Here is a 19,621-nt window from a genome sequence, read left to right as displayed (position 1 = left end):
CTGAACGCATGCCCCCATCGCTCACGGAATTCACCGCCGAGGAGCGGCGCCTCATCCGCCGGTTGCGCACGCCCCAACTGGTCCAGGCGTTTCTCAACGAACTGCCCTATAACAACGAGGCCAGGCCGATCGGCGAGACGCTGAGAAGTTTCCGGGGCGTCGTCCACGATCGGACCGCGCATTGCCTGGAGGCCGCGCTCGCGGCGGCCGTCATCCTCGAGCAGCATGGCTACCCGCCGCTCGTGCTGAGCTTCGAGTCGATCGACAAGCTCGACCACGTGCTGTTCGTCTACCGACGGAATGGTCGATGGGGATCGGTCGCCCGATCACGTGACCCTGGACTGCACGGGCGCAAGCCCGTCTTCCGCTCGGCCCGCGCGCTGGCGCAGAGCTATTTCGAGTCCTACATCGATTTTACCGCGTGCGTCACGGCGTTTGCCGTCGTCGATCTGCAGAAGGAGCTTGGCGGGTACGACTGGCGGCTATCAGACAAGAACGTCTGGAAAGCCGAGCAGATGCTCATTGAGTACTCGCACGCGGCGCTACCCTACGATCGTCGGCGCGAGCGGTGCCTTCGAGCGCGCTACGAAGCGTTTCGCGAACGGTATCCAGATCGAAAACCGCTCGACTACCCCGGCCGCGAACGTTGGACGGCCCTGCCGGACCCATACACGCGCCGCGGCTATTTCCGGCCGTGGGTGTGATCGTACGAGAGCGACGCTGCGAAGACGCCCCCTCGCAGGCAGGTCGGCTACTGAATCCGCACGACGCCGGGAGCCACGGCGCGGAACCGCGTGAACACCGCGGGATCGTGACCGGGTACCACCAAGCGCGGATCGGACGCGAGTTGCAGGATGCGCTTTTGCGCGTCCAGGTTGCACGCGCGATCCGCACCAGCCACAGGCGCCTGTTTCTCGAGGTTCTCGTATAGATAGACGTTGTCGGACGCGACGACCACGGTTCCCGCATCTGTCTTGACGGAGAGGAACTGCGACGCGTGCGTGTGGCAACCGCCCTGGTGCGCCTCGAGCCCCGGCAGGATTTCCTGGTCCCTTTGCAGCAGTTTCACGCGGCCCTCCGTGTTCGCCCGCACCAGCGCCTGCACGTCGGCCGCCTCGATCCCGCCGTGCGAGCCGCCCGGCTGCCATGCGTCGCCGGTGTAGTACGTGAACTCGTCGCGCTGGATCCAAATGGCCGCCTTCGGGAACAGGTCCAGGCTGCCGGCGTGGTCCCAGTGCATATGCGTGATGACGATGTCGGTGACGTCCTCGGGTTGGAGGCCGAGCGCCGCGATCGCGGCCGGCGGCCGGACATAGTCCTTGACCTTCCACTGCTGGATCAAATTATCGCGATAGAACCCGCAGTCGACCAGGAACACGCGCCGCCCGGGTGCCTTGATGACCCAGAAGGCCACGGGAATGTCGAGGCGGCGTGTGGGCTCTGCACCGACAACCAGCGCTGAGACGCGGAAATCGGGCAGGATGCCGTAGCGCACGGCGTAGACCTCGTACGCGCCTGCGCTCTGCAAAGACTGAACCCGGATACTAGCGCCGGCTCGCGACGCCGGCCAGGCGAAGACCGTCCACGCGAGCATCACGAGGATCAGAACAACACCTGCGAAGTTTCGCGCCCACTGTCGCTTCATGGTCGCCCCTTTGAAATTGGCGATAACGTGTCAGTCGAGATCGAAATCCCGCTTCGGCTTCGAGATCGGCTCCTCGCGTGCGGCACGCATCGCCTCCTCGAACCGTTTCGACAACGCGTCACCGCGGGTCTTCTGGGTCTGCACCGACTGCTCGAAGGCGGCTTCGCGCCGCGTCTTCTCGGCGGCCACCAACTGTGCAGCGCGATCAAGGTCAGGCGTGTCCGCGCGAGGCGGTTCGCGGTGCGAGATCACCTGGTCGAGATTCTTGTCGATAACGATCACGGCCGAGCAGCACGGGCACGTGATTTCGAGTTCGGACTTTATTTTCGCCACAACGGACTCCCACTCCTCACCCGCACGTCTCATCGGCCCGCGCCAGAGGCGCCATCAACTCAAGCGGTCTCCATTCCTGATATTCTCGCGTCGCGCGCCGCTATCGTCGGGGGCCGCTGCCAAACATCAGGTCGACCGGCGCACCCGACGTCGTCTTCGCCTTCACCTGGATCGTCTGAACCACCTGCCGCCTGACGTCGAATCGTTGCCCGAAACCAGCCACGAAGACGTCCAGCGGAATGCCAAGCCGTTCACCCGGCGGCATCGAGGGTTTGGTCACCCGGTAATGGTAGTTCAACCAGACCTCGACGCCCCGCCACTCCTCCGAGCTCAGGTTCTGCACCGTGACCACATTGTTCGCGACGATAATCGGGCGCGGCTGCTCTTTGTAGCAGGACGCGAACCCGGCCACCACCGGCACCAGGGCCGACAGGACCAATGACCGCGCGATACCGCAGACACGTCCATGCACGGCTCCTATAGTAATGCCTCTGGCCGCCCCGCCCACGTCGCCGGGTCTGAAGACCCGGCCACCCGGCCTACACTCCTTGACTTCTTGCTTCGCTCCTCTGTCCGGGCATGGTGAGTCACACCCCGGCGAGTTCCCGGTTCTGACCGCGATGACTGTCAACTGCGGCGCATCGGGACACAACTGGCAGAAGGTTGCCTGGGGCGGCATGACATCGGCGAGAATGGCATGATGCGGGCCGCGAAGGCGCTGGCGGCCACAGCGATCGAGGCGGGAAGCAGCAGCAAACGTGCTATTCGGGAGAGGAATCAATGGCGAGCTGTGCTGACGTGGTCGCTCGAACACTGGCCGAAGCCGGTATCACACGGATGTTCGGGCTACCGGGCGGCGAGATCCTGGATTTCATTGAGGCCGCCCGCAAGGTCGGCATCGACTTCATCCTGACCCGCCACGAAGCGGCCGCTTCGTTCATGGCCGATGTGACGGGGCAGATCGAACGACGGCCGGGCGTCTGTGTGTCGACGCTCGGGCCGGGCGCGGTGAACATGGCGCTCGGCGTCGCCAACGCCTACCTCGATCGGTCTCCCGTGCTGGCGATCACGGCGGCGCTCGCGCGATCGGCGGCGCCGTACGCGACGCATCAGAACCTCGACCTCAACGCCATCTACCGACCGTTCACGAAAGCCGCCATCACGCTCGATGGTGAGGCCACGGCGGCCAAGGTCCGGCAGGCGTACCGCCTGTGCCTCCAGCCGCGCATGGGCCCGGTGCACCTCGCCATCCCAAGCGATGTCGCGAGGGCCGAGGATCGACCCGGAGCCGACCCGCCGTCAATCGGCCTCGACGTAACGCCGGCACATGCCCCGTCGCCTGCCGCGCTCGACCAGTTCGCAGCGGAAATCCGCCGGTCGCGCCGGCCCATCCTGGTGCTCGGCGTCGACCTCGATCCCTCAACCGACGCTGCCATGGTGCTCGCTTTCGTCGAACACCTCGGCATGCCGGTCGTTGTTACCCCGAAAGCCAAGGGCATTCTGCCCGAGGATCACCCGTTGTTCTGCGGTGTCTGCGCGGGGGTTGCCGCCGACGGCGCCATTCTGGACCTCTTCGGCCAATCAGACCTGCTGGTGGGCATTGGCTACGATCCTGTCGAATCCGACAAGCTCTGGCATCAGACGATGAATCTGGTCTCGCTCGCACCCGTGTCGATCGCCGCGGGGGAGTTTCGTCCAAGATTCGAGGTGACAGGGAACGTCAGCGACGGCCTCGCGGCGCTGCTGCAGATGAGCTTCGGTCCGTTCGAATGGTCGGATGCCGACTGGTCGGCCCACAGGGAGCGTCTGCTCCACGCGCTGCAGCCTCGCGAGCGGCCATCGTCTGGCCTCTCGCCCTACGAGGTCACGCGACGGTTGCGCTCACTCTATCCGCGTGAGACGCTTCACGCGACTGATGTGGGTTCTATCAAGTTCATCGTGTCCCAGGCTTGGACGACGTACGAAGGCGGGACGTTCTTCGTGTCGAACGGGCTCTCCTCCATGAGCTACGGTCTTCCGGCGGCCATGGCCGCGAAGCTCGCACATCCCGAACGGCCGGTGCTGTGCACGATCGGAGACGGTGGGTTCGGGATGACCATGGCCGAGATCGAGACCTGCGTGCGTCGCGGGATTCACTTCGTGACGGTGGTTTACAACGACAGCGCGTTGAGCCTGATTCGCGTGGTGCAGGCCAATCGCGGGTACCCAGACTACGGCGTTGGATTCGGCCCGGTCGATGTCGCGGCGATTGCGCGTGGCCTGGGCGCGTGGGCGCGTCGGGTCGAGTCGCTCGATGAACTCGACACAGCGGTCATCGAAGCGCAGCGCCTCGATTGCCCGGCTGTGATCGAGGTGCCCATCGACCCCGCCGAGTACCGGGAGCACAACGCTCCTGCACAGCGGGCGTGAGGCGGTTCCCTCCGCAGCCCCGCTCACGCAAGCCGGCAAAACTCATTTCCGTCCGGAGGCGGGCCGCTCGACGCCGGCTGCCGCTCCGCGGACGAAAACGCCGGCTGATCCCTTTGGCCTCCAACGAGTTTTGCAGACTGCCGCCCTTCGACTTCGCTCAGGGCTTTGCTGTCGGCCTGGTTTGAGGGGCCGCTCCGGGAACCATCTCCCGCCCAAAGACAGTTGACACCGAGATTTCATAGTGATATCATTTCGAAAGCATAGAGGAGGCAGACTCATGATCAGAGAAATCGAACGTTCCGCCATATCGGGCTGGGTGGCGCTGCCCGTTCTGCTGGTCGTGCTGGTTGGAAGCACGTTCGGCTTCATCAACGCAGTCCAGGAGCCCATCTCCGTCTGGATGATCGTGTTCTGGGTGCTCGTCTGGGTGATCGACTTCACCCTGCTGACGGGCCTGTTCGTGATCAACCCGAACGAAGCCAAGGTGCTGCAGCTGTTTGGCCGCTACGTGGGCACCGTCAAGGTGCCGGGCCTGCGCTGGGCGAATCCGTTCTTCACCAAGCGACGGATTTCGCAGCGGATCCGGAATTTCGAGACAACCCGGCTGAAAGTCAACGACCGGGATGGCAACCCGATCGACATCGCGGCCGTTGTCGTCTGGAGGGTGGTCGAAACCGCGGAGGCCTGCTTCGAAGTCGACGACTACAACAACTACGTCCACGTGCAGAGCGAGGCCGCGCTGCGCAACCTGACGACCAGTTACCCGTACGATACGCACATCGAGCACGAGATGTCGCTGCGCGGCAATACTGCCGAGGTCGCCGCACACCTCAAGACCGAAATCCAGGACCGGCTGTCGAAGGCCGGCGTCGAGGTGATTGAGGCGCGATTCAGCCACCTGGCCTACGCGGCGGAGATCGCGGCCGCGATGCTCCAGCGCCAGCAGGCCGGGGCGATTATCGCCGCACGGCAGCGCATCGTTGAGGGTGCGGTCGGGATGGTCGAGATGGCGCTCGAGATGCTCAACCGGAAAGGCATCGTGCGCCTGGACGAGGAACGGAAGGCGACCATGGTCAGCAACCTGCTGGTCGTGCTGTGCGGCGAGCGTGCGGCGCAGCCGGTGGTCAATACCGGGACGCTCTACCAATAGCGATGGCCGACCGACGCGCGTTTCTGCTTCGTGTCGATCCGGACCTGCTCGACGCGGTCCAGCGCTGGGCCAACGACGAGTTGCGCAGCCTCAACGCGCAGATCGAGTTTCTGCTCAGGCGGGCGGTGCAGGATGCGGGCCGGGTTCGGCATGCTCCTGAAACGAAAACGGGTCGCCGGAGTGAATCCGGCGACCCGCGATCCTGATCAAACCCCGCTCGTCGCGGGGCTAGCCCTCTTCTTCGAAGCCCTCTTCCTTGGCCGGCAGCAGGCGTGTCGGCGGCCGCAGCGCTTCGCGGTGGTCGAACACCGGAAGCCCAGACACGTGCCACGGCACGGCGCAACCTGGCGACTTCGACTCCAGCACCACGGTGACCGGGCTGCCCTCCACGCCATCGCGGAACGCCAGACGGCAACCGCAGGCGAGGGTGGCGTTGGCGAATCCTTTGGTGGTCACAGGAGGATCATACTACAGGAGACCGAGCACGTCTTTTTCGAACTGCTCCTTCGCATGCAGCCCCATGCGCTTCCGGCAGATCAGTCCATCCCGGCTGATGATGAACGTGGTCGGCAGCCCCCAGATCGGCGCAAAGGCCTCTTCGAGGTTGGCATTTCCATTCCCGACCAGCACCGGGTACGTCATCTTGAACTGCTGCACGAACGGCTTCAGACCATCCTCGTTGTCCTGGACCTGGATGCCCACCACCGTCACGCCGCGGTCCTTGTACTTCTCGTGCAGTTCGACGAACCCGGGTATCTCGAGCTTGCAGGGCCCGCACCAGGTGGCCCAGAAGTCGAGCACAATGACCTTTCCTGTGAAGGACGCGAGGCTGACATCCGCCCCGTTGACGTCTTTGAGCGTGAAGTTGAGATTGGCCGGCTTGGCGCCGGCGTCACACACCTCAGGACTCAGTGCCTTCGACGCCGTCGCCGCTGCTCCCGACGTCGTCGCTCCTCCAGCCGCGGGCGCGTGCGTTCCACCCCAAATGACGGCCGCCGCGAGCCCAGCCGCTGCGACCGCCGCCACCAGCCAACGGATACTCATGTGTCGTCCTTCGTGCTTCGACTCGCAATTACGGTCGGGTATTCTCGCGAGGCGATCCGGTCAACAAGCTCGCTCAGCACGTTCAGGCCGAGCCTCGGCCCCCTGGCCGGAGTCAGCGCCCCGCTCCTCTACATAGAACCCCATCCGCCACCAAAGGTCAATCGGGCGGATCTGGAGGATTGCAGGCCGCGTCTTAGAGACGGTAATATGGCATCCACGTGATGTCCGCTTGCCTTTGAGATTCCGCTGGCGAGGTGATGGAATGCCTACGCGCCCGACGCGCACTGTCGTGGCGATCTGGCTGGCCGTCGTCGTGGCCCTGGCTCTGCTGTGCCCGGCCGCCGACGTATCCGCCCAGACGCCGTACGTCCCGTACTACGGGAAGAACATCGTCCGGTACGACCGGTTCGATTGGCACATCTACAAGACCGAGCACTTCGAGATCTACTACTACACCGGTGTAGACAAGCATCTCGAAAAGATCGCCGGGTATGCCGAGAGCGCCTACCAGCAGATCAGCGCCGACCTCAAGCACGATCTGGCGTTCAAGATCCCGCTGATTGTCTTCAAGACGCACAGCGAATTCGAGCAGGAGAACGTCATTCCCGGCGCTGCCGAAGAGGGCGTCGGGGCATTCGCCGAACCGACCCGAAACCGGATGCTGCTGCCGCTCGACAGCCCGCCGGACCTGCTCTATCACCTGATCGTCCACGAACTGACCCACATCTTCGAGTTCGACATCATCCCGCAGTCGCTCGTGCGGCAGTCGACACCGCTGTGGGTGGCCGAGGGGTTGTCGGACTACATGACCGGCCTGTGGCGGCCGATCGACCTGATGACCGTGCGTGATGCCGCCATCGCCGACATCATCCCGAAGATGAGCCACCTCGAGGGTTACGGGGATACCAATAACCCGAGACTCGTCTACAACCTCGGACATGCCGCCTTCGAGTTCATCGAATCGAAATGGGGCAAGGAAGGATTGCGCCAGTTCCTGTTCTCGATGCGCAAGAACATCATCGGCGGGGGCGAGAGCGCCTTCCAGACCGCGTTCCAGATGGACGGCGACGACTTCGATCAGCAGTTCGACCGGTACCTCAAGGCGCGGTTCAAGCCGTTCCGCGACAAGGAGACGCCAGGCGACTACGGAAAGAACCTGGCCCCGAAGCCGGAGCGGACGTCGTTCATGGATGTCTTCACGGTGGAACCCTCGCCGTCGGGCGACCTGCTCGCGGCAGCCACGGTCAACCGCAAGGACCGGGAGATGGACATCGTCCTCATCTCGGCCAAGGACGGAAAGGTCATCCGGAATCTGACGCCGGGATTCGACCAGGGGATGGGCTTCGACTACATCGTCACGCCAGGCGAGCGCTGGGTCACGATTCCCTGGCTGGCCTGGGCCCCTACCGGTGACCGCCTGGCCTACGTGGTGCGCAAGGAGAAGTACAAGGCCATCGTCATCCAGAACGTCCTCACGCGGAAGATTGAGAAGCGCATCGAGCTGAAGACCGTCGACGAGCCCGAGTCGCCGACGTTTTCGCCCGATGGACGGCGGATCGCGTTTGCCGCGATGCAGAACGGCATCGGCGACATCTTCACCCTGGATCTCGAGTCGGGGAAGGTTGACAACCTGACGAAGGACGACTTCGCCGACTACGCGCCGACCTTCTCGCCCGACGGGAAGACGGTGGTGTACCTGGCCCGGATCAGCGGGAACGAAAAGCTCTTCAAGATCGATCTCACCACGGGCAAGAAGACGCAACTGACCTTCGGCACGCACGACGATGCGGCGGCAAAGTTCACCGACGCCGAGACGGTCATCTTCCCGTCGACCGCCACCGACCCGAACAAGGCGATCGAACCGGAGGTCGCCCGCAACGGCAGCATCTACAACCTGTGGACGCTGAACCTGAAGACCGGCGAGCTGAAGCAGTGGACCGACACGATTGGCGGAAACTTCTCGCCCGTCATCCTCCGCGACGGCAAGACGACGCGCACCGCGTTCGTGTCGTACTACAAGGGCGACTACGAGCTGCACATGCTCGACCGCAAGGAAGCCACGATGACGGCCAATACGAGCGACTTTGGCGCTCCCGGGCCCATCATCGACTTCCAGGCGCCGCTCAGCCACACGCTGATCGCGGAAAACTCCAAGCGCAAAGGCAGCTGGGACAAACTGTTCCTCGAAGGCCGACCGCCAATCAACGTCGGCGTCACCAGCGGCGGGAATCTGTTCGGGGGCACCGCGGTTTCCTTCACCGACGTGCTGGGCGACAAGCGCCTGGATTTCTTCGCTTCGTCCATGTCCCAGTACCGGACGTTCGCGGGATCGATGATCAATCTCGAGCACCGGTTCCAGTACGCGCTCCAGGGATACTGGCAGGATGAGTTCTATTACGCCCAGTTGGCGGGGGTCTACTACGATCCGATCTACGACCCGTATATCGATCGCAGCCTCGCCACGTCGACCCGGTCCAACCGGGGTGTCACGGCGTTTGGGATCTACCCGCTGAGCCGGTACTCGCGTGTGGAACTGTCGGCGGGATTCGCCTACGTCAAGGAGAGCTACAACGACCAGTCCCTGGCGGACTACTCCACCCAGTACCAGCAGCAGACGTACGGGCGTTCGCTCTTCCGGAATGGCTGGTACGCGCCGATCGGCCTGGCGTTCGTGCAGGAAACCACGATTTTCAGGGAGTTCGGCCCCCTGGCGGGCAGCACGATGCGAGCGAGTTACGAGGTCGCGCCGCCGGTCACCAAGAATCTGTCCTGGCAGGCGGTGGACGGCGATGTCCGCAAGTACTTCAAGTTTGGTTCGACGGGCCTGCTCGCATTCCGCGCGAAGGGATACAAGAGCTGGGGCTCGACGCCCAGCTACACGTACTTCGGCGGGAACTCCGACATGCGCGGCTACGATTACCTGGAGTTCATCGGCCAGAACGCGTTCTTCGGAAACGCGGAACTGCGCTTCCCGCTGATTGACGCGATGGCCACGCCGATCGGGATCCTCGGTGGCATCCGGGGCGTGTTCTTCGCCAACATGGGTGGCGCGTGGTTCTCGGGATCGGGATACCAGTTCTCGACGAGCCAGGCGCAGACGATGACGCCGATCATCAACTACACGATCGACCCGGTGACCGGCGGGGCAACTCCCATCTATGGAGACCCCACGACGATCTCGGGCTTCCGCCTCGTCGACGGCCGGGCCTCGTACGGGATTGGACTCGAGACGTTTGCGTTAGGCTTCCCGATCCACTTCGACTGGTCGTGGCGGACCCTTCTCAACAAGTCGTGGGAGGATGTCCTGTTCGCGACCACTGGCGGGAGCGCCGCCTTCCGTAAGGCCCGCTTCCAGTTCTGGATCGGCTACGACTTCTAGAGGACCCCGGAGAATGGGGTCGGACCTCATTTCATTTCTTGCCGGATAACGAACCGGTTGCAGAAATTGAAATGAGGTCCGACCCCTTTTCCTTATTTCTTCAGCCTCAGTTCGGCCTTCTCCAGGTCGAACGACACGTGATAGTTGCTCAGGAACTGGTGGCCAACGATGCCGCCGAGTTCATATCCCAGCAGCACGCTCGGCGCGCGCAGGTTGAGCACGACGACCGACATCTTATTGAACCGAATGTCGTTGAACGCCAGGCTCACACCCGACAACAGGTACGCGTCCCGGTCCCATCCTGACGCCCCGTAGACCTTGAGGGCGATGCGAGACACGCCGGGCATTGTGGGCAGCGCTTTCGCGGTATCGGTGCTGATCGAGATCACCTGGCCACCGGTGTCGACGACAAAGCTGCGCGGCTGCTGGTCACCCACCATCCCTCGAACCGTCGCGAGACGGGTCATCCAGAGGCTCATCGTCTCGTCGGGTCGTGCCGTGTCGGCCGGAAGATGGCGCGCCAGCGTGATTGTGCGCTTCTTGTAGTCGACGGCCATCGACAAGCCGAGGGCCAGCGGCGAGACGCTTTCGCGTTCCGCCGTGGGCAGATCCACGAGCGCGGGCGTCTTGATGATGCAGGGCACGTTCTGCACGCGGAGCGACCCGAGTTCGAGACTGTCGATCCGCCCGATCTGCAGTCCGCGCAGGCCGATCTCGCCGACACCGGCGCTGATGGTGTACGCGATGGGGGTCACGCCCTGGCGTTCGGCCGCGCGGCGCGACAGGGTGGCCAACTCGGCGCCCGTGTCGACGACGAACTCGATTTCCGACCCCCGGTTGATTCGGCCCGCCACGACGATCTTCTCATCGGAAAGACGGAACGGCAGCACGTACACGGTGTCGGGCCTTCCCGCAATGTTGTTGGGCACATCCTTGCCGTACGAGCGCAAGGCCTTGATCGTGGAGCGCGCGAAGAGCGCCCGGTCATCCTTCTCTCCCCTGGGCAGCAGGGTGATAAAGCGTTCGAACGCGGCCGAGGCCTCCTCGTAGCGCCCCATCCGCTGGTAGGTGGTGCCCAGCGTGAAGGAGAAGTCGCCCTCCTGCGGAGCCAGCCTGATTGCGGTGAGCGCCTGCTCCAGGGCCTCTGCATACCGGATTCTGGCCGAGAGTACCCTCGCCAGGCCGTTGTGGGCGCGCGCCTCATCCGGATTGAGCGCCGCTGCGCTCGTATAGGCCTCGCTGGCTTCCTCAAACAGGCCGGCCGACCACATCGCATCGCCGTACAACGAGAGAATCCCCGAATCCGCAGGCCGTTCCTGCCGGAGCGCCATCGCTGTCGACCGGGCCAGGTCGAACTCGGCGACGCGCAGCGCGGTCTGCAGCACGCCAATCTGAGCCGGCCTCTTGATGGCCGGGGTTTCTGCCCGGGCCGCCTGGATAAATGCCGTCAGGGCTTCGCCATAGCGGCCTTCTCCGTAGAAGGTCCGCCCCCGCTGGAGCTGGAGGTCAGGGGTGTCGGATTGCGCGCTGCCGCGAAGGACGCTCACCAGGCCCAGAGCGACCACGACCGCCAGCAGCGCAGACAACGAGCGTGCTCGGACTGCCATGCATCCCCCGCCAAGAAATGAAGCGTGTTCTCTTGGACGCCCGACGATGGAACCGAGATCCCGGGTAACGCGAAAAAAAACGGATATCAGTGCGTGTAGGGTTCGATGGCGACGCCGTCGTACATGTCGTCGACCCGCATGATCTGCGCCTCGCGGCTATAGCTGCCCAGCTCGTAGTCCTCGCTCATGATCAGGGCCTTGACCGGCTTGGTCGGGCACACCTCCGAACAGAGGCCGCAGAAGCTGCACCGCGAGAGATTGAAATCGAAGTAGTCGAGCACCTTGATCTTCAGCCCGGCCTCACGGTGGCCGCCAAGCGAGATCAGATCGTCGGGACAGGCCTTGGCACACTGGTCGCAGACGATACAGGTCTGCGCGCCCGTGCCGGGCTCGACCTGAAGACGCAGCACGCCCCTGAATCGCGGGGCCACCTGCCGCCGCTCGGACGGGTACTGGAAGGTGAACGCCGGCTGGGGCGTGTATTTGAGCGTCAGCCACAACCCCTTGGCCAGATCGACCAGGAAGATCGAGCGCAGGAAGTCCTTGAACATCAGCCGCGGTCCTCGACGAGAATGGGCTCGGTTCCGCCCAGGTGAATCGCCCGTTCCTTGCGGAAGGTGGTGTTCTCCTTGCGGATCTTGTCCTGCAACCTCATGATGCCGTAAAAGAGCGCTTCTGGTCGCGGAGGACAACCGGACACGTAGACGTCAACGGGGACCACTTTGTCGACGCCCTGCAGGACGCTGTAGGTCGGGAACGGGCCGCCCGCGTTCGAGCAACTGCCCATCGAAATCACCCACTTCGGCTCGGCCATCTGGTCGTACAACCGCCGCAGTACGGGCGCCATCTTCTTGGTCACGGTGCCGGCCACGATCATCAGGTCAGCCTGACGGGGAGACGCCCGGAAGACTTCCGACCCGAACCTCGCGATATCGAAGCGCGACCCACCCGCCGCGATCATCTCGATGGCGCAGCACGCCAGGCCGAATCCCATCGGCCACAGCGAGTTCTTGCGCGCCCAGGCGATGACGCTGTCCAGGTTCGTGGTGATGATGTTGTCCGCGAACCGATGATCAATCAGACCCATGTCGACATCCTCGCTCCCGGGGACCGTCTTGTCGGCGGCGGCCGGCCCCCAGGCGCCTTGGGCGCCTGGGCCCGTCACGCCCTGGCCGAAGACGCGGCTACTTCTGATAGTACTCCGCGTTCTTCGCGATGAAATGCTTCCACTTCTCAGGCGTTTCGTCCAGCGCAAAGATCGCCTCGACCGGGCACGCTGGCACGCACGCGCCGCAGTCGATGCACTCATCCGGATGGATATAGAGCAGTTCGGCCGTCTGGAATTCAGGTTCGTCTTTCCGCGGGTGGATGCAGTCGACCGGACACACATCGACGCAGGCAGTGTCCTTGGTCCCCACACACGGTTCGCAAATGATGTACGCCATTCTCGTCATTCCTCCGTTGGCCCCACGCACCCGGGTGCCCAGGGTCCGCGATCCGCCGTCGACGCTCAGATCGGCGCGCCTATAACTATCAAACTATCCCGCCATCCAATAGGCCGTCAAGCCAGCGTCTGCCCCGGCTGCATTTCCACCACCTCGACGCCCAGCGGCGCCACCAGTTCGCGCAGCTGCTCCGGCCGGCCGGTGAGGATGGGGAACGTCCCGTAGTGCATGGGGATGACCTTGCGTACGCCCAGCAGTTCGACGGCCTTGGCGGCCGCCGATGGATCCATGGTAAAGAAATCGCCAATCGGCAGGAACGCGATCGACGGGCTGTAGAGTTCCCTGATGAGGCGCATGTCGCCGAACACGGCCGTGTCGCCCGCGAAATACACCGTGAGGCCGTTGCTAAACCGCAGCACGTACCCGGCCGCCTCGCCAAGGTACGTCACGACGCCGTCGTCCACGCAGCTGGAACTGTGGCGGGCGTCGACCATCGTGATCCTGACACCGCACTGCTCCTGGGTGCCGCCCTTGTTCATCCCCGACGCCGTCGTCACGCCCTTGCTCGCGAGCCAGTCGCACAATTCGAAGATCCCGACCACGGTCGCCCCGGTCGCCTTCGCGACGGTGGCAGCATCATGCACGTGATCGAAGTGCCCGTGCGTCACCAGGATCAGATCGACCTTGTCGATCGTCCTGAAGGCCGGCGGACAGGAGGGGTTGCCGTCCAGCCAGGGGTCAATCAGGATGCGGCGTCCCTCGGGCGACACCAGCAGAAACGTCCCATGTCCCAACCACGTCACCGACAGCCCTGACAGCAGCATGGCATCACCTCGCAGCAGAGTGCCCGGCGCCACCAATACCCCCGACGCCGCCGGGATCACCGGAGAGTATAGCAGCGGCGCCGCAGACGATTTCGCCATCAGAAGAGTGCTATGATCGGAATTTGGCGACCCACTGCGAGCCTTGCCAGACCCCGCCCCCCGCGGTTCGGAGCATCCCGAACTGATCTTGGGCGCGCTACGGCGTGGGCGGCGTGTCGCCCGTGACGATTTGATGAGCATCGCCGTTCCGCTTCCCCTCGTCTCACCCGTCAGGAAACCCGAGTGGCTGAAGGTGCGCGCACCAGGCTCCGCCAACTACGTGCGGCTGAAGGGGTTGATGCGCACGCAGGGACTCCACACGGTTTGCGAAGAGGCGCACTGCCCGAACATCGGCGAGTGCTGGCACCACGGCACGGCGACGTTCATGATCCTCGGCGATGTCTGCACGCGAGCGTGTCCCTACTGCGCGGTTCGGCACGGCAAACCCCCTGGCCTGGATCGCGAAGAGCCGGCACGCGTGGCCGAGGCCGTGGGCAACATGGCGCTCAACTACGTGGTCATCACGTCGGTTGACCGCGACGACCTGCCGGACGGCGGCTCGGGCATCTTCGCGGACACGATCCGCGGGATTCGGGCCGAACGGCCGTCGTGCCGGATCGAAGTCCTGATTCCCGACTTCAAGGGCGACGAGCAGGCGCTGCGCACGGTGCTCGACGCGCGGCCGGACGTGCTGAACCACAACACCGAGACCGTGCCACGCCTCTACCGCCTGGCGCGGCCCGGCGGTCGCTACCCGCGCACCCTCGAACTGCTGGACCGCACCCGCACGTATGCGCCGGACATCCCCACGAAGTCTGGTGTGATGGTCGGGCTCGGTGAGGAGTGGCCGGAGGTCATCGCGACGCTGGCCGACCTGCGCGAGGTGGGCGTCGGTATCATCACGATCGGTCAGTACCTCAGCCCGTCTTCGGCACACCTGCCGGTGGCTCGGTACTACCACCCGGACGAGTTCGAGATGCTCAACGTGGCGGCGATCAACATGGGCTTTGGACACGTCGAGTGTGGTCCTCTGGTGAGGAGCTCCTATCATGCCCACGAGCAAGCCGACGCGTTCGATCAGGCGGAAGGCCGAGCGGCCGGCGACTGACGGGAGACCCCGCACGAGCTCGCCGTCGATTCGCACGCCGGCGGCAACAGGGAGACAGACAGCGGACATGGCAACAGCGACGACACCGGACCATATCAGCCGACAGCTGGCCGACACCCCGAAGGCCACGCTGCTCGACATGCTCCACAAGATGCTGCTGGGACGGCGCTTCGAAGAGAAGTGCGCCGAGATGTACGCGCTTCAGAAGATTGGCGGCTTCTGCCACCTGTACATCGGCCAGGAGGCCGTCGCGATTGGCGCGCTCTCGACGCTCCGGCCAGACGATGTGATCTTCACGTCGTACCGGGATCACGTGCACGCCATCGTCAAAGGCTGCGATCCCGGCCGCGTGATGGCGGAACTGTTCGGCCGCCGGGATGGCGTCTCGAAGGGCAAGGGCGGCTCGATGCACCTGTTCGACCGCAAGGTGGGCATGTTTGGCGGCCACGCGATCGTCGGCGGGCACATTCCCCTCGCTACCGGCGTCGCCTTCGCCAGCAAGTACCAGCAGAAGGACCAGGTGACGCTGTGCTTTTTCGGCGAGGCCGCAGTCAACATCGGCGCCTTTCATGAATCGCTGAATATGGCGGCCCTCTGGAAGCTGCCCTGCATCTACGTCGTCGAGAACAACCGGTACGGCATGGGCACCTCGATCGAGCGCGCCTCGGCCATCTATGACGTGGCCGCGCGGGCATGCGCCTACGACATGGCCAGCGAGACGGTGGACGGTATGGACGTGCTGGCCGTTCGCGACTGCATCAGCCGGGCCGTCGAACGCGGCCGGCGCGAGCATGCACCCACGCTCATCGAGGCCCGATGCTACCGGTTCATGGGCCACTCGATGTCGGATCCGGTACACGGTCATTACCGCACGAAGGAAGAAGTCGAGGAGCAGAAGCAGCAGGATCCGATCAAGGCGTACTTCGGCCACCTGCTGGCGGCCGGCCTGGTTGACCAGAAAGACCTCGAACAGTTCGACCGGGAAGCGCGCGAGGTCGTCGAGCGGGCGATTCAGTTCGCGGAGGCCAGCCCGGAACCATCGGCCGATGATCTCTACGCCGACGTGTACACGGAACCGTACGGCCCCTTCCGACGGAGTGAACAATAATAGCCATGCCGCTCATCAGTTATCGCGACGCATTGAATCAGGCCCTGCGTGAAGAACTCCGGCGCGACCCGAACGTCTTCCTGATGGGGGAAGAAGTGGGCGTCTATCAGGGCGCTTACAAGGTCAGCAAAGGCCTGCTGCAGGAATTCGGTGAGCGCCGCATCATCGACACGCCCATCACGGAGGAAGGCTTCACCGGCGTCGGCATTGGCGCGGCGATGGTCGGCCTGAGGCCGGTCATCGAGATGATGACGTGGAATTTCTCGCTGCTGGCCATGGACCAGATCATCAACGGCGCCGCCAAGATGCGCTACATGTCGGGAGGCCAGTTCAAGATCCCCATCGTGGTGCGCGGCCCGGGAGGGGCGGCCCACCAGCTCGCCGCGCAGCACTCGCAGTCGATTGAGTCGTGGTACGCGCACGTCCCCGGACTGAAGGTGGTGGCACCGTCGACACCGTACGACGCGAAGGGCCTGCTGAAGAGCGCCATCCGAGACGACGACCCGGTGATCTTCTTCGAGGGCGAGACGCTCTACGGATCGAAGGGTGAGGTGCCGGCCGAGGACTACACGATCCCGATTGGGGTGGCGGACATCAAGCGCGAAGGCACCGACGTCACGCTGGTCGCCTGGTCGAAGATGGTCAGCGTGGCGATGAAGGCGGCCGAGACGCTGGCCGCCGAGGGCATTTCGTGCGAGATCGTCGATCCGCGATCGCTGCGGCCGTTTGACGACGCGCCGATCCTGGCGTCTGTGCGAAAGACCAATCGGTGCGTGATTGTCGAGGAAGGCTGGCCGTACGTCGGGCTCGGGGCGCAGATCGCCTACCAGATTCAGCAGGCCGCGTTCAGCGATTTGGATGCGCCGGTCACGCGCGTCACCGGCGCCGACGTGCCGATGCCCTACGCCAAGAATCTCGAGCACATGGCCATGCCGTCACCCACACGCGTGGTGGCGGCTGTGCGAGAGGTGCTGTACCTGGATTAGTGTCGGGGTTCGGGATTCGGGGTTCGGGGTTCGAGGCGGTGTGTTCTTGACCCTTTCTTGCTCCTTGCTCCTTGCTCCTTGCTTCTGACGAGGAATATCCCATGGCTTCCCGCGTTGTGATGCCGAAGTTGAGTGACACCATGGAGGAGGGCCGTATCCTCCGGTGGATCAAGAAGGAAGGCGATCCGGTCGAAACCGGCCAGGCACTGGCCGAAGTGGAGACCGACAAGGCCACCGTCGAGATGGAAGCGTACACGAACGGCATCGTGCGTAAGATCGTTGCGGCCGAGGGTCAGTTCGTCAAGGTGGGCCAGCAGATCGCGGTGATTGGCACGGCCGACGAGGACATCTCGGCGCTGCTGCCCGGGCCGGCTGCCGCCGCCCCCGTCGAGAGCGCGCCAGCCCGCCCCGCACCCGTCGCCGACGCGGCGCCTCGCCAGGTCCAGGCTGCGCCCGCCGAACCGATGGCGGCCGGCCGCCACCTGAAGGCCTCGCCGCTCGCGTTGCGCATGGCCGCGGAATCCGGTGTCGATCTGAAGAGCCTGCGCGGAACCGGTCCGCAGGGCCGCATCATCAAGCGCGATATCGAAGCCGCGCTCGCGACCGACGCGCCCCAGGCGCCGTCGGCCGGATCGGCCGTGGCGCCACAGCGTTCGCGTGCGTTGGCCATGGTGGCCGCACGCGACGCCGCGCCGGAGTCGCAGGAGATTGAGCTCTCGCCGGTCCGGCGGACCATTGCCAAGCGGCTCGTGCAGAGCAAGGGCCCGATCCCGCACTTTTACCTCACCATCGACGTGGCAATGGATCGCGTCTGGGACGCCTACAAGGCGTTGCGTGATCAGAAGTCATCGATCTCCATCAACGACATCGTGATCAAGGCCACCGCCCTGGCCCTGCGGCAGCACCCCGACATCAATGCGTCGTTCGCCGGCGATCACGTCAAGCAGTTCGCGCGGGTGCACATCGGCATGGCCGTGGCGCTTGACGATGGCCTGATCACGCCCGTATTGCGGGATGCGGATCTGAAGCCGCTCGAGGAGATTTCCGAAGAGGCGCGCACGCTGGCGGAACGGGCCCGAGCGCGAACACTCCAGCCGAGCGAATACAGCGGCGCCACGTTCTCTATTTCCAATCTCGGGATGATGGGCATCGAGCAGTTCTCCGCCATCATCAACCCGCCGGAGGCGGCTATTCTGGCCGTCGGCGCGGTTCGCCAGGTGCCGATCGCGGTCGACGGCCAGGTGACGGTGGGCTACCGCATGAAGGCGACCCTGTCGGTCGACCACCGGGTCGCCGATGGCGCCAGCGGTGCCCGCTTCCTCCAGACGCTGAAGCGCTTCCTCGAGCATCCGCTGTTGATGGCGTAAAGGGCTCTTACGTCTTCCCTTGCCCTTTACGATTGTCCTGAGGCGCCCAGAATGCGCCGGAGGACCGTCGTGTCCATGTTGCCGCCGCTCATCACGCACACGACCGTTTTGCCGGTCAGTTCGCGGCGCAGCTTCCAGGCGGCCATAAGCGAAGCCGCGCCGGCGCCTTCCGCCAGGTTGTGCGTCGCGCGCAGCGCCAGCCGGACGCCCTCGGCCAGCTCATCCTCGGTCAAGGTGACGATATCGTCGAGTTCGCGTTTGAGGAGGTCGTAGGTCAAGTCGAACGTCACGCGCGTCGCGACACCCTCGGCAAACGTGTCGGCGTAATCGCCCACAATGCGCGTGCCTGATCGCCACGATCGCGTGAAGGCATCGGCCCGGGCCGCCTGCACGCCGATGATGCGCGTGGAGTTGCCGATCGCGCTTCGAACCGTCACCAGCCCGGATGCGCCGCTTCCGCCGCCGATTGGCACGAATACGACGTCCACGCGTGGCAGTTCCTCGAAGATCTCGAGCGCGTAGGTGCCGACGCCCGCCAGCAGCAGCGGTTCATTGGCCGGGTGGACGTACCGGTACCCGCGCTCGCCTGCATCCTGCTCGCACCGGCCCCGCGCCTCGTCGAAGTCGTGGCCGTGTTCGATGACCGTCGCCCCGTACGCCCGCATCGCCGCGTTCTTCTCCGGGTTGTTGGCCCTGGGCACGTAGATCGTGCAGGGCACCTGGTGCAGGCCGCACGCCATCGCCAGCGACTGGCCGTGATTGCCCGTCGACGCCGTCACCACGCCCGCGCTGCGTTCACTCGCCCCGAGGGTCGCCACCAGGTTCAACCCGCCGCGAATCTTGAAGGCGCCGGTCGGATTGTGATTCTCGTGCTTGACGAAGACCGCAGTACCAATCTCCGATGCCAGGAGCGGATGCGACAGCAAGGGCGTCGGCCGCAGGTGCCGGTACACGCGGGGTCGCGCGTCGTAGATGTCGTGCAGGGTTGGTGGTTCCATAGGTGTCGCTTCGCCCGCGGGCGCGATGAATCGCGCCCCTGGAGTTTCTACATATTTTACGCCGCAGCGGCGTGAGTGAGCGCACGGTTAGTGATCACGAGGTCGAATTCTTTCACGAGATCCGGATGTTCCACCACCTCATTGCGCAGCAACGTGATCAGATCCAGACACGACGGGCG

At 64.5% G+C, this 19,621-nt stretch carries 20 protein-coding genes; 9 read left to right on the top strand and 11 right to left on the bottom strand.

Annotated features, from left to right (window positions below):
* The first annotated feature begins 8 nt into the window (after positions 1-8).
* A complete protein-coding gene (locus tag NT151_11350) occupies positions 9-704 on the top strand; it encodes a hypothetical protein (protein ID MCX6539509.1) in 696 nt (231 codons plus the stop codon).
* A gap of 47 nt (positions 705-751) precedes the next feature.
* Here NT151_11350 and NT151_11345 read toward each other — a convergent pair whose 3' ends face one another.
* The 3 genes from NT151_11345 to NT151_11335 all read right to left on the bottom strand — a co-directional run bounded on the left by NT151_11345 (position 752) and on the right by NT151_11335 (position 2,450).
* Positions 752-1,645: an N-acyl homoserine lactonase family protein gene (locus NT151_11345; protein ID MCX6539508.1), complete on the bottom strand. Its 894-nt coding sequence runs from the start codon at positions 1,643-1,645 to the stop codon at positions 752-754.
* Positions 1,646-1,675: 30 nt separating this feature from the next.
* Positions 1,676-1,978 carry a hypothetical protein gene (locus NT151_11340; protein MCX6539507.1) on the bottom strand — a complete coding sequence of 101 codons (303 nt, stop codon included), beginning with the start codon at positions 1,976-1,978 and terminating at the stop codon, positions 1,676-1,678.
* Positions 1,979-2,078: 100 nt separating this feature from the next.
* Positions 2,079-2,450, bottom strand: a complete 372-nt coding sequence (locus tag NT151_11335) for a hypothetical protein (protein ID MCX6539506.1) — start codon at positions 2,448-2,450, stop codon at positions 2,079-2,081.
* 308 nt (positions 2,451-2,758) lie between these two features.
* Between NT151_11335 and NT151_11330 the strand changes: the two genes are divergently transcribed.
* The 3 genes from NT151_11330 to NT151_11320 all read left to right on the top strand — a co-directional run bounded on the left by NT151_11330 (position 2,759) and on the right by NT151_11320 (position 5,743).
* The gene (locus tag NT151_11330; protein ID MCX6539505.1) at positions 2,759-4,387 is read left to right on the top strand and encodes a thiamine pyrophosphate-binding protein; all 1,629 of its coding nucleotides are present in this window, start codon (positions 2,759-2,761) and stop codon (positions 4,385-4,387) included.
* Between the two features lie 277 nt (positions 4,388-4,664).
* Complete coding sequence (locus NT151_11325) at positions 4,665-5,537, top strand: SPFH domain-containing protein (protein MCX6539504.1); 873 nt, start codon at positions 4,665-4,667, stop codon at positions 5,535-5,537.
* A gap of 2 nt (positions 5,538-5,539) precedes the next feature.
* Positions 5,540-5,743 (top strand): hypothetical protein, encoded by a 204-nt coding sequence (locus NT151_11320; protein ID MCX6539503.1) that lies wholly within the window; start codon positions 5,540-5,542, stop codon positions 5,741-5,743.
* Positions 5,744-5,765: 22 nt separating this feature from the next.
* Here the strand turns inward: NT151_11320 and NT151_11315 are convergent, their stop codons facing one another.
* Both NT151_11315 and NT151_11310 read right to left on the bottom strand, forming a co-directional pair.
* The gene (locus tag NT151_11315; GenBank protein ID MCX6539502.1) at positions 5,766-5,993 is read right to left on the bottom strand and encodes a hypothetical protein; all 228 of its coding nucleotides are present in this window, start codon (positions 5,991-5,993) and stop codon (positions 5,766-5,768) included.
* A 12-nt stretch (positions 5,994-6,005) separates the two neighbouring features.
* Positions 6,006-6,581 (bottom strand): TlpA disulfide reductase family protein, encoded by a 576-nt coding sequence (locus tag NT151_11310; GenBank protein ID MCX6539501.1) that lies wholly within the window; start codon positions 6,579-6,581, stop codon positions 6,006-6,008.
* A 262-nt stretch (positions 6,582-6,843) separates the two neighbouring features.
* Here NT151_11310 and NT151_11305 point away from each other — a divergent pair, with 262 nt between their 5' ends.
* Positions 6,844-9,960, top strand: a complete 3,117-nt coding sequence (locus NT151_11305) for a hypothetical protein (protein ID MCX6539500.1) — start codon at positions 6,844-6,846, stop codon at positions 9,958-9,960.
* A gap of 92 nt (positions 9,961-10,052) precedes the next feature.
* Here the strand turns inward: NT151_11305 and NT151_11300 are convergent, their stop codons facing one another.
* The 5 genes from NT151_11300 to NT151_11280 all read right to left on the bottom strand — a co-directional run bounded on the left by NT151_11300 (position 10,053) and on the right by NT151_11280 (position 13,836).
* Positions 10,053-11,567 (bottom strand): retroviral-like aspartic protease family protein, encoded by a 1,515-nt coding sequence (locus tag NT151_11300; protein MCX6539499.1) that lies wholly within the window; start codon positions 11,565-11,567, stop codon positions 10,053-10,055.
* A gap of 86 nt (positions 11,568-11,653) precedes the next feature.
* Complete coding sequence (locus NT151_11295; GenBank protein MCX6539498.1) at positions 11,654-12,118, bottom strand: NADH-quinone oxidoreductase subunit I; 465 nt, start codon at positions 12,116-12,118, stop codon at positions 11,654-11,656.
* The gene (gene nuoB / locus NT151_11290; protein ID MCX6539497.1) at positions 12,118-12,654 is read right to left on the bottom strand and encodes an NADH-quinone oxidoreductase subunit NuoB; all 537 of its coding nucleotides are present in this window, start codon (positions 12,652-12,654) and stop codon (positions 12,118-12,120) included. Before nuoB ends, NT151_11295 begins: the two co-directional genes overlap by 1 nt.
* 97 nt (positions 12,655-12,751) lie before the next feature.
* Positions 12,752-13,012 carry a ferredoxin family protein gene (locus tag NT151_11285; GenBank protein MCX6539496.1) on the bottom strand — a complete coding sequence of 87 codons (261 nt, stop codon included), beginning with the start codon at positions 13,010-13,012 and terminating at the stop codon, positions 12,752-12,754.
* Between the two features lie 116 nt (positions 13,013-13,128).
* Positions 13,129-13,836, bottom strand: a complete 708-nt coding sequence (locus NT151_11280) for a metal-dependent hydrolase (protein ID MCX6539495.1) — start codon at positions 13,834-13,836, stop codon at positions 13,129-13,131.
* A 232-nt stretch (positions 13,837-14,068) separates the two neighbouring features.
* Between NT151_11280 and lipA the strand changes: the two genes are divergently transcribed.
* The 4 genes from lipA (at position 14,069) to NT151_11260 (ending at position 18,444) form a co-directional block, all read left to right on the top strand.
* Entirely contained in the window at positions 14,069-14,983 is a 915-nt protein-coding gene (gene lipA / locus NT151_11275; GenBank protein ID MCX6539494.1) for a lipoyl synthase, read from the top strand.
* Positions 14,984-15,050: 67 nt separating this feature from the next.
* Entirely contained in the window at positions 15,051-16,091 is a 1,041-nt protein-coding gene (gene pdhA / locus NT151_11270; protein ID MCX6539493.1) for a pyruvate dehydrogenase (acetyl-transferring) E1 component subunit alpha, read from the top strand.
* 5 nt (positions 16,092-16,096) lie between these two features.
* The gene (locus NT151_11265) at positions 16,097-17,077 is read left to right on the top strand and encodes a pyruvate dehydrogenase complex E1 component subunit beta (GenBank protein MCX6539492.1); all 981 of its coding nucleotides are present in this window, start codon (positions 16,097-16,099) and stop codon (positions 17,075-17,077) included.
* Positions 17,078-17,178: 101 nt separating this feature from the next.
* Positions 17,179-18,444 carry a dihydrolipoamide acetyltransferase family protein gene (locus tag NT151_11260; protein MCX6539491.1) on the top strand — a complete coding sequence of 422 codons (1,266 nt, stop codon included), beginning with the start codon at positions 17,179-17,181 and terminating at the stop codon, positions 18,442-18,444.
* 26 nt (positions 18,445-18,470) lie between these two features.
* Here NT151_11260 and NT151_11255 read toward each other — a convergent pair whose 3' ends face one another.
* Positions 18,471-19,442 carry a threonine dehydratase gene (locus NT151_11255; GenBank protein MCX6539490.1) on the bottom strand — a complete coding sequence of 324 codons (972 nt, stop codon included), beginning with the start codon at positions 19,440-19,442 and terminating at the stop codon, positions 18,471-18,473.
* Between the last annotated feature and the right edge of the window lie 179 nt (positions 19,443-19,621).

It is taken from the genome of Acidobacteriota bacterium (assembly GCA_026393675.1).
In the GTDB taxonomy this organism is placed as follows: Bacteria; Acidobacteriota; Vicinamibacteria; order Vicinamibacterales; family JAKQTR01; genus JBAXOX01.
Note: the sequence above shows the minus strand (reverse complement) of the source record. Positions and strands in the feature narration are given on the sequence as shown.

Coding starts and splice junctions, on each gene's coding strand:
- NT151_11350 (MCX6539509.1), top strand. CDS start 9: ATGCCCCCATCGCTCACGGAATTCACCGCCGAGGAGCGGCGCCTCATC.
- NT151_11345 (MCX6539508.1), bottom strand. CDS start 1,645: ATGAAGCGACAGTGGGCGCGAAACTTCGCAGGTGTTGTTCTGATCCTC.
- NT151_11330 (MCX6539505.1), top strand. CDS start 2,759: ATGGCGAGCTGTGCTGACGTGGTCGCTCGAACACTGGCCGAAGCCGGT.
- NT151_11325 (MCX6539504.1), top strand. CDS start 4,665: ATGATCAGAGAAATCGAACGTTCCGCCATATCGGGCTGGGTGGCGCTG.
- NT151_11320 (MCX6539503.1), top strand. CDS start 5,540: ATGGCCGACCGACGCGCGTTTCTGCTTCGTGTCGATCCGGACCTGCTC.
- NT151_11310 (MCX6539501.1), bottom strand. CDS start 6,581: ATGAGTATCCGTTGGCTGGTGGCGGCGGTCGCAGCGGCTGGGCTCGCG.
- NT151_11305 (MCX6539500.1), top strand. CDS start 6,844: ATGCCTACGCGCCCGACGCGCACTGTCGTGGCGATCTGGCTGGCCGTC.
- NT151_11300 (MCX6539499.1), bottom strand. CDS start 11,567: ATGGCAGTCCGAGCACGCTCGTTGTCTGCGCTGCTGGCGGTCGTGGTC.
- NT151_11295 (MCX6539498.1), bottom strand. CDS start 12,118: ATGTTCAAGGACTTCCTGCGCTCGATCTTCCTGGTCGATCTGGCCAAG.
- nuoB (MCX6539497.1), bottom strand. CDS start 12,654: ATGGGTCTGATTGATCATCGGTTCGCGGACAACATCATCACCACGAAC.
- NT151_11285 (MCX6539496.1), bottom strand. CDS start 13,012: ATGGCGTACATCATTTGCGAACCGTGTGTGGGGACCAAGGACACTGCC.
- NT151_11280 (MCX6539495.1), bottom strand. CDS start 13,836: ATGCTGCTGTCAGGGCTGTCGGTGACGTGGTTGGGACATGGGACGTTT.
- lipA (MCX6539494.1), top strand. CDS start 14,069: ATGAGCATCGCCGTTCCGCTTCCCCTCGTCTCACCCGTCAGGAAACCC.
- pdhA (MCX6539493.1), top strand. CDS start 15,051: ATGGCAACAGCGACGACACCGGACCATATCAGCCGACAGCTGGCCGAC.
- NT151_11265 (MCX6539492.1), top strand. CDS start 16,097: ATGCCGCTCATCAGTTATCGCGACGCATTGAATCAGGCCCTGCGTGAA.
- NT151_11260 (MCX6539491.1), top strand. CDS start 17,179: ATGGCTTCCCGCGTTGTGATGCCGAAGTTGAGTGACACCATGGAGGAG.
- NT151_11255 (MCX6539490.1), bottom strand. CDS start 19,442: ATGGAACCACCAACCCTGCACGACATCTACGACGCGCGACCCCGCGTG.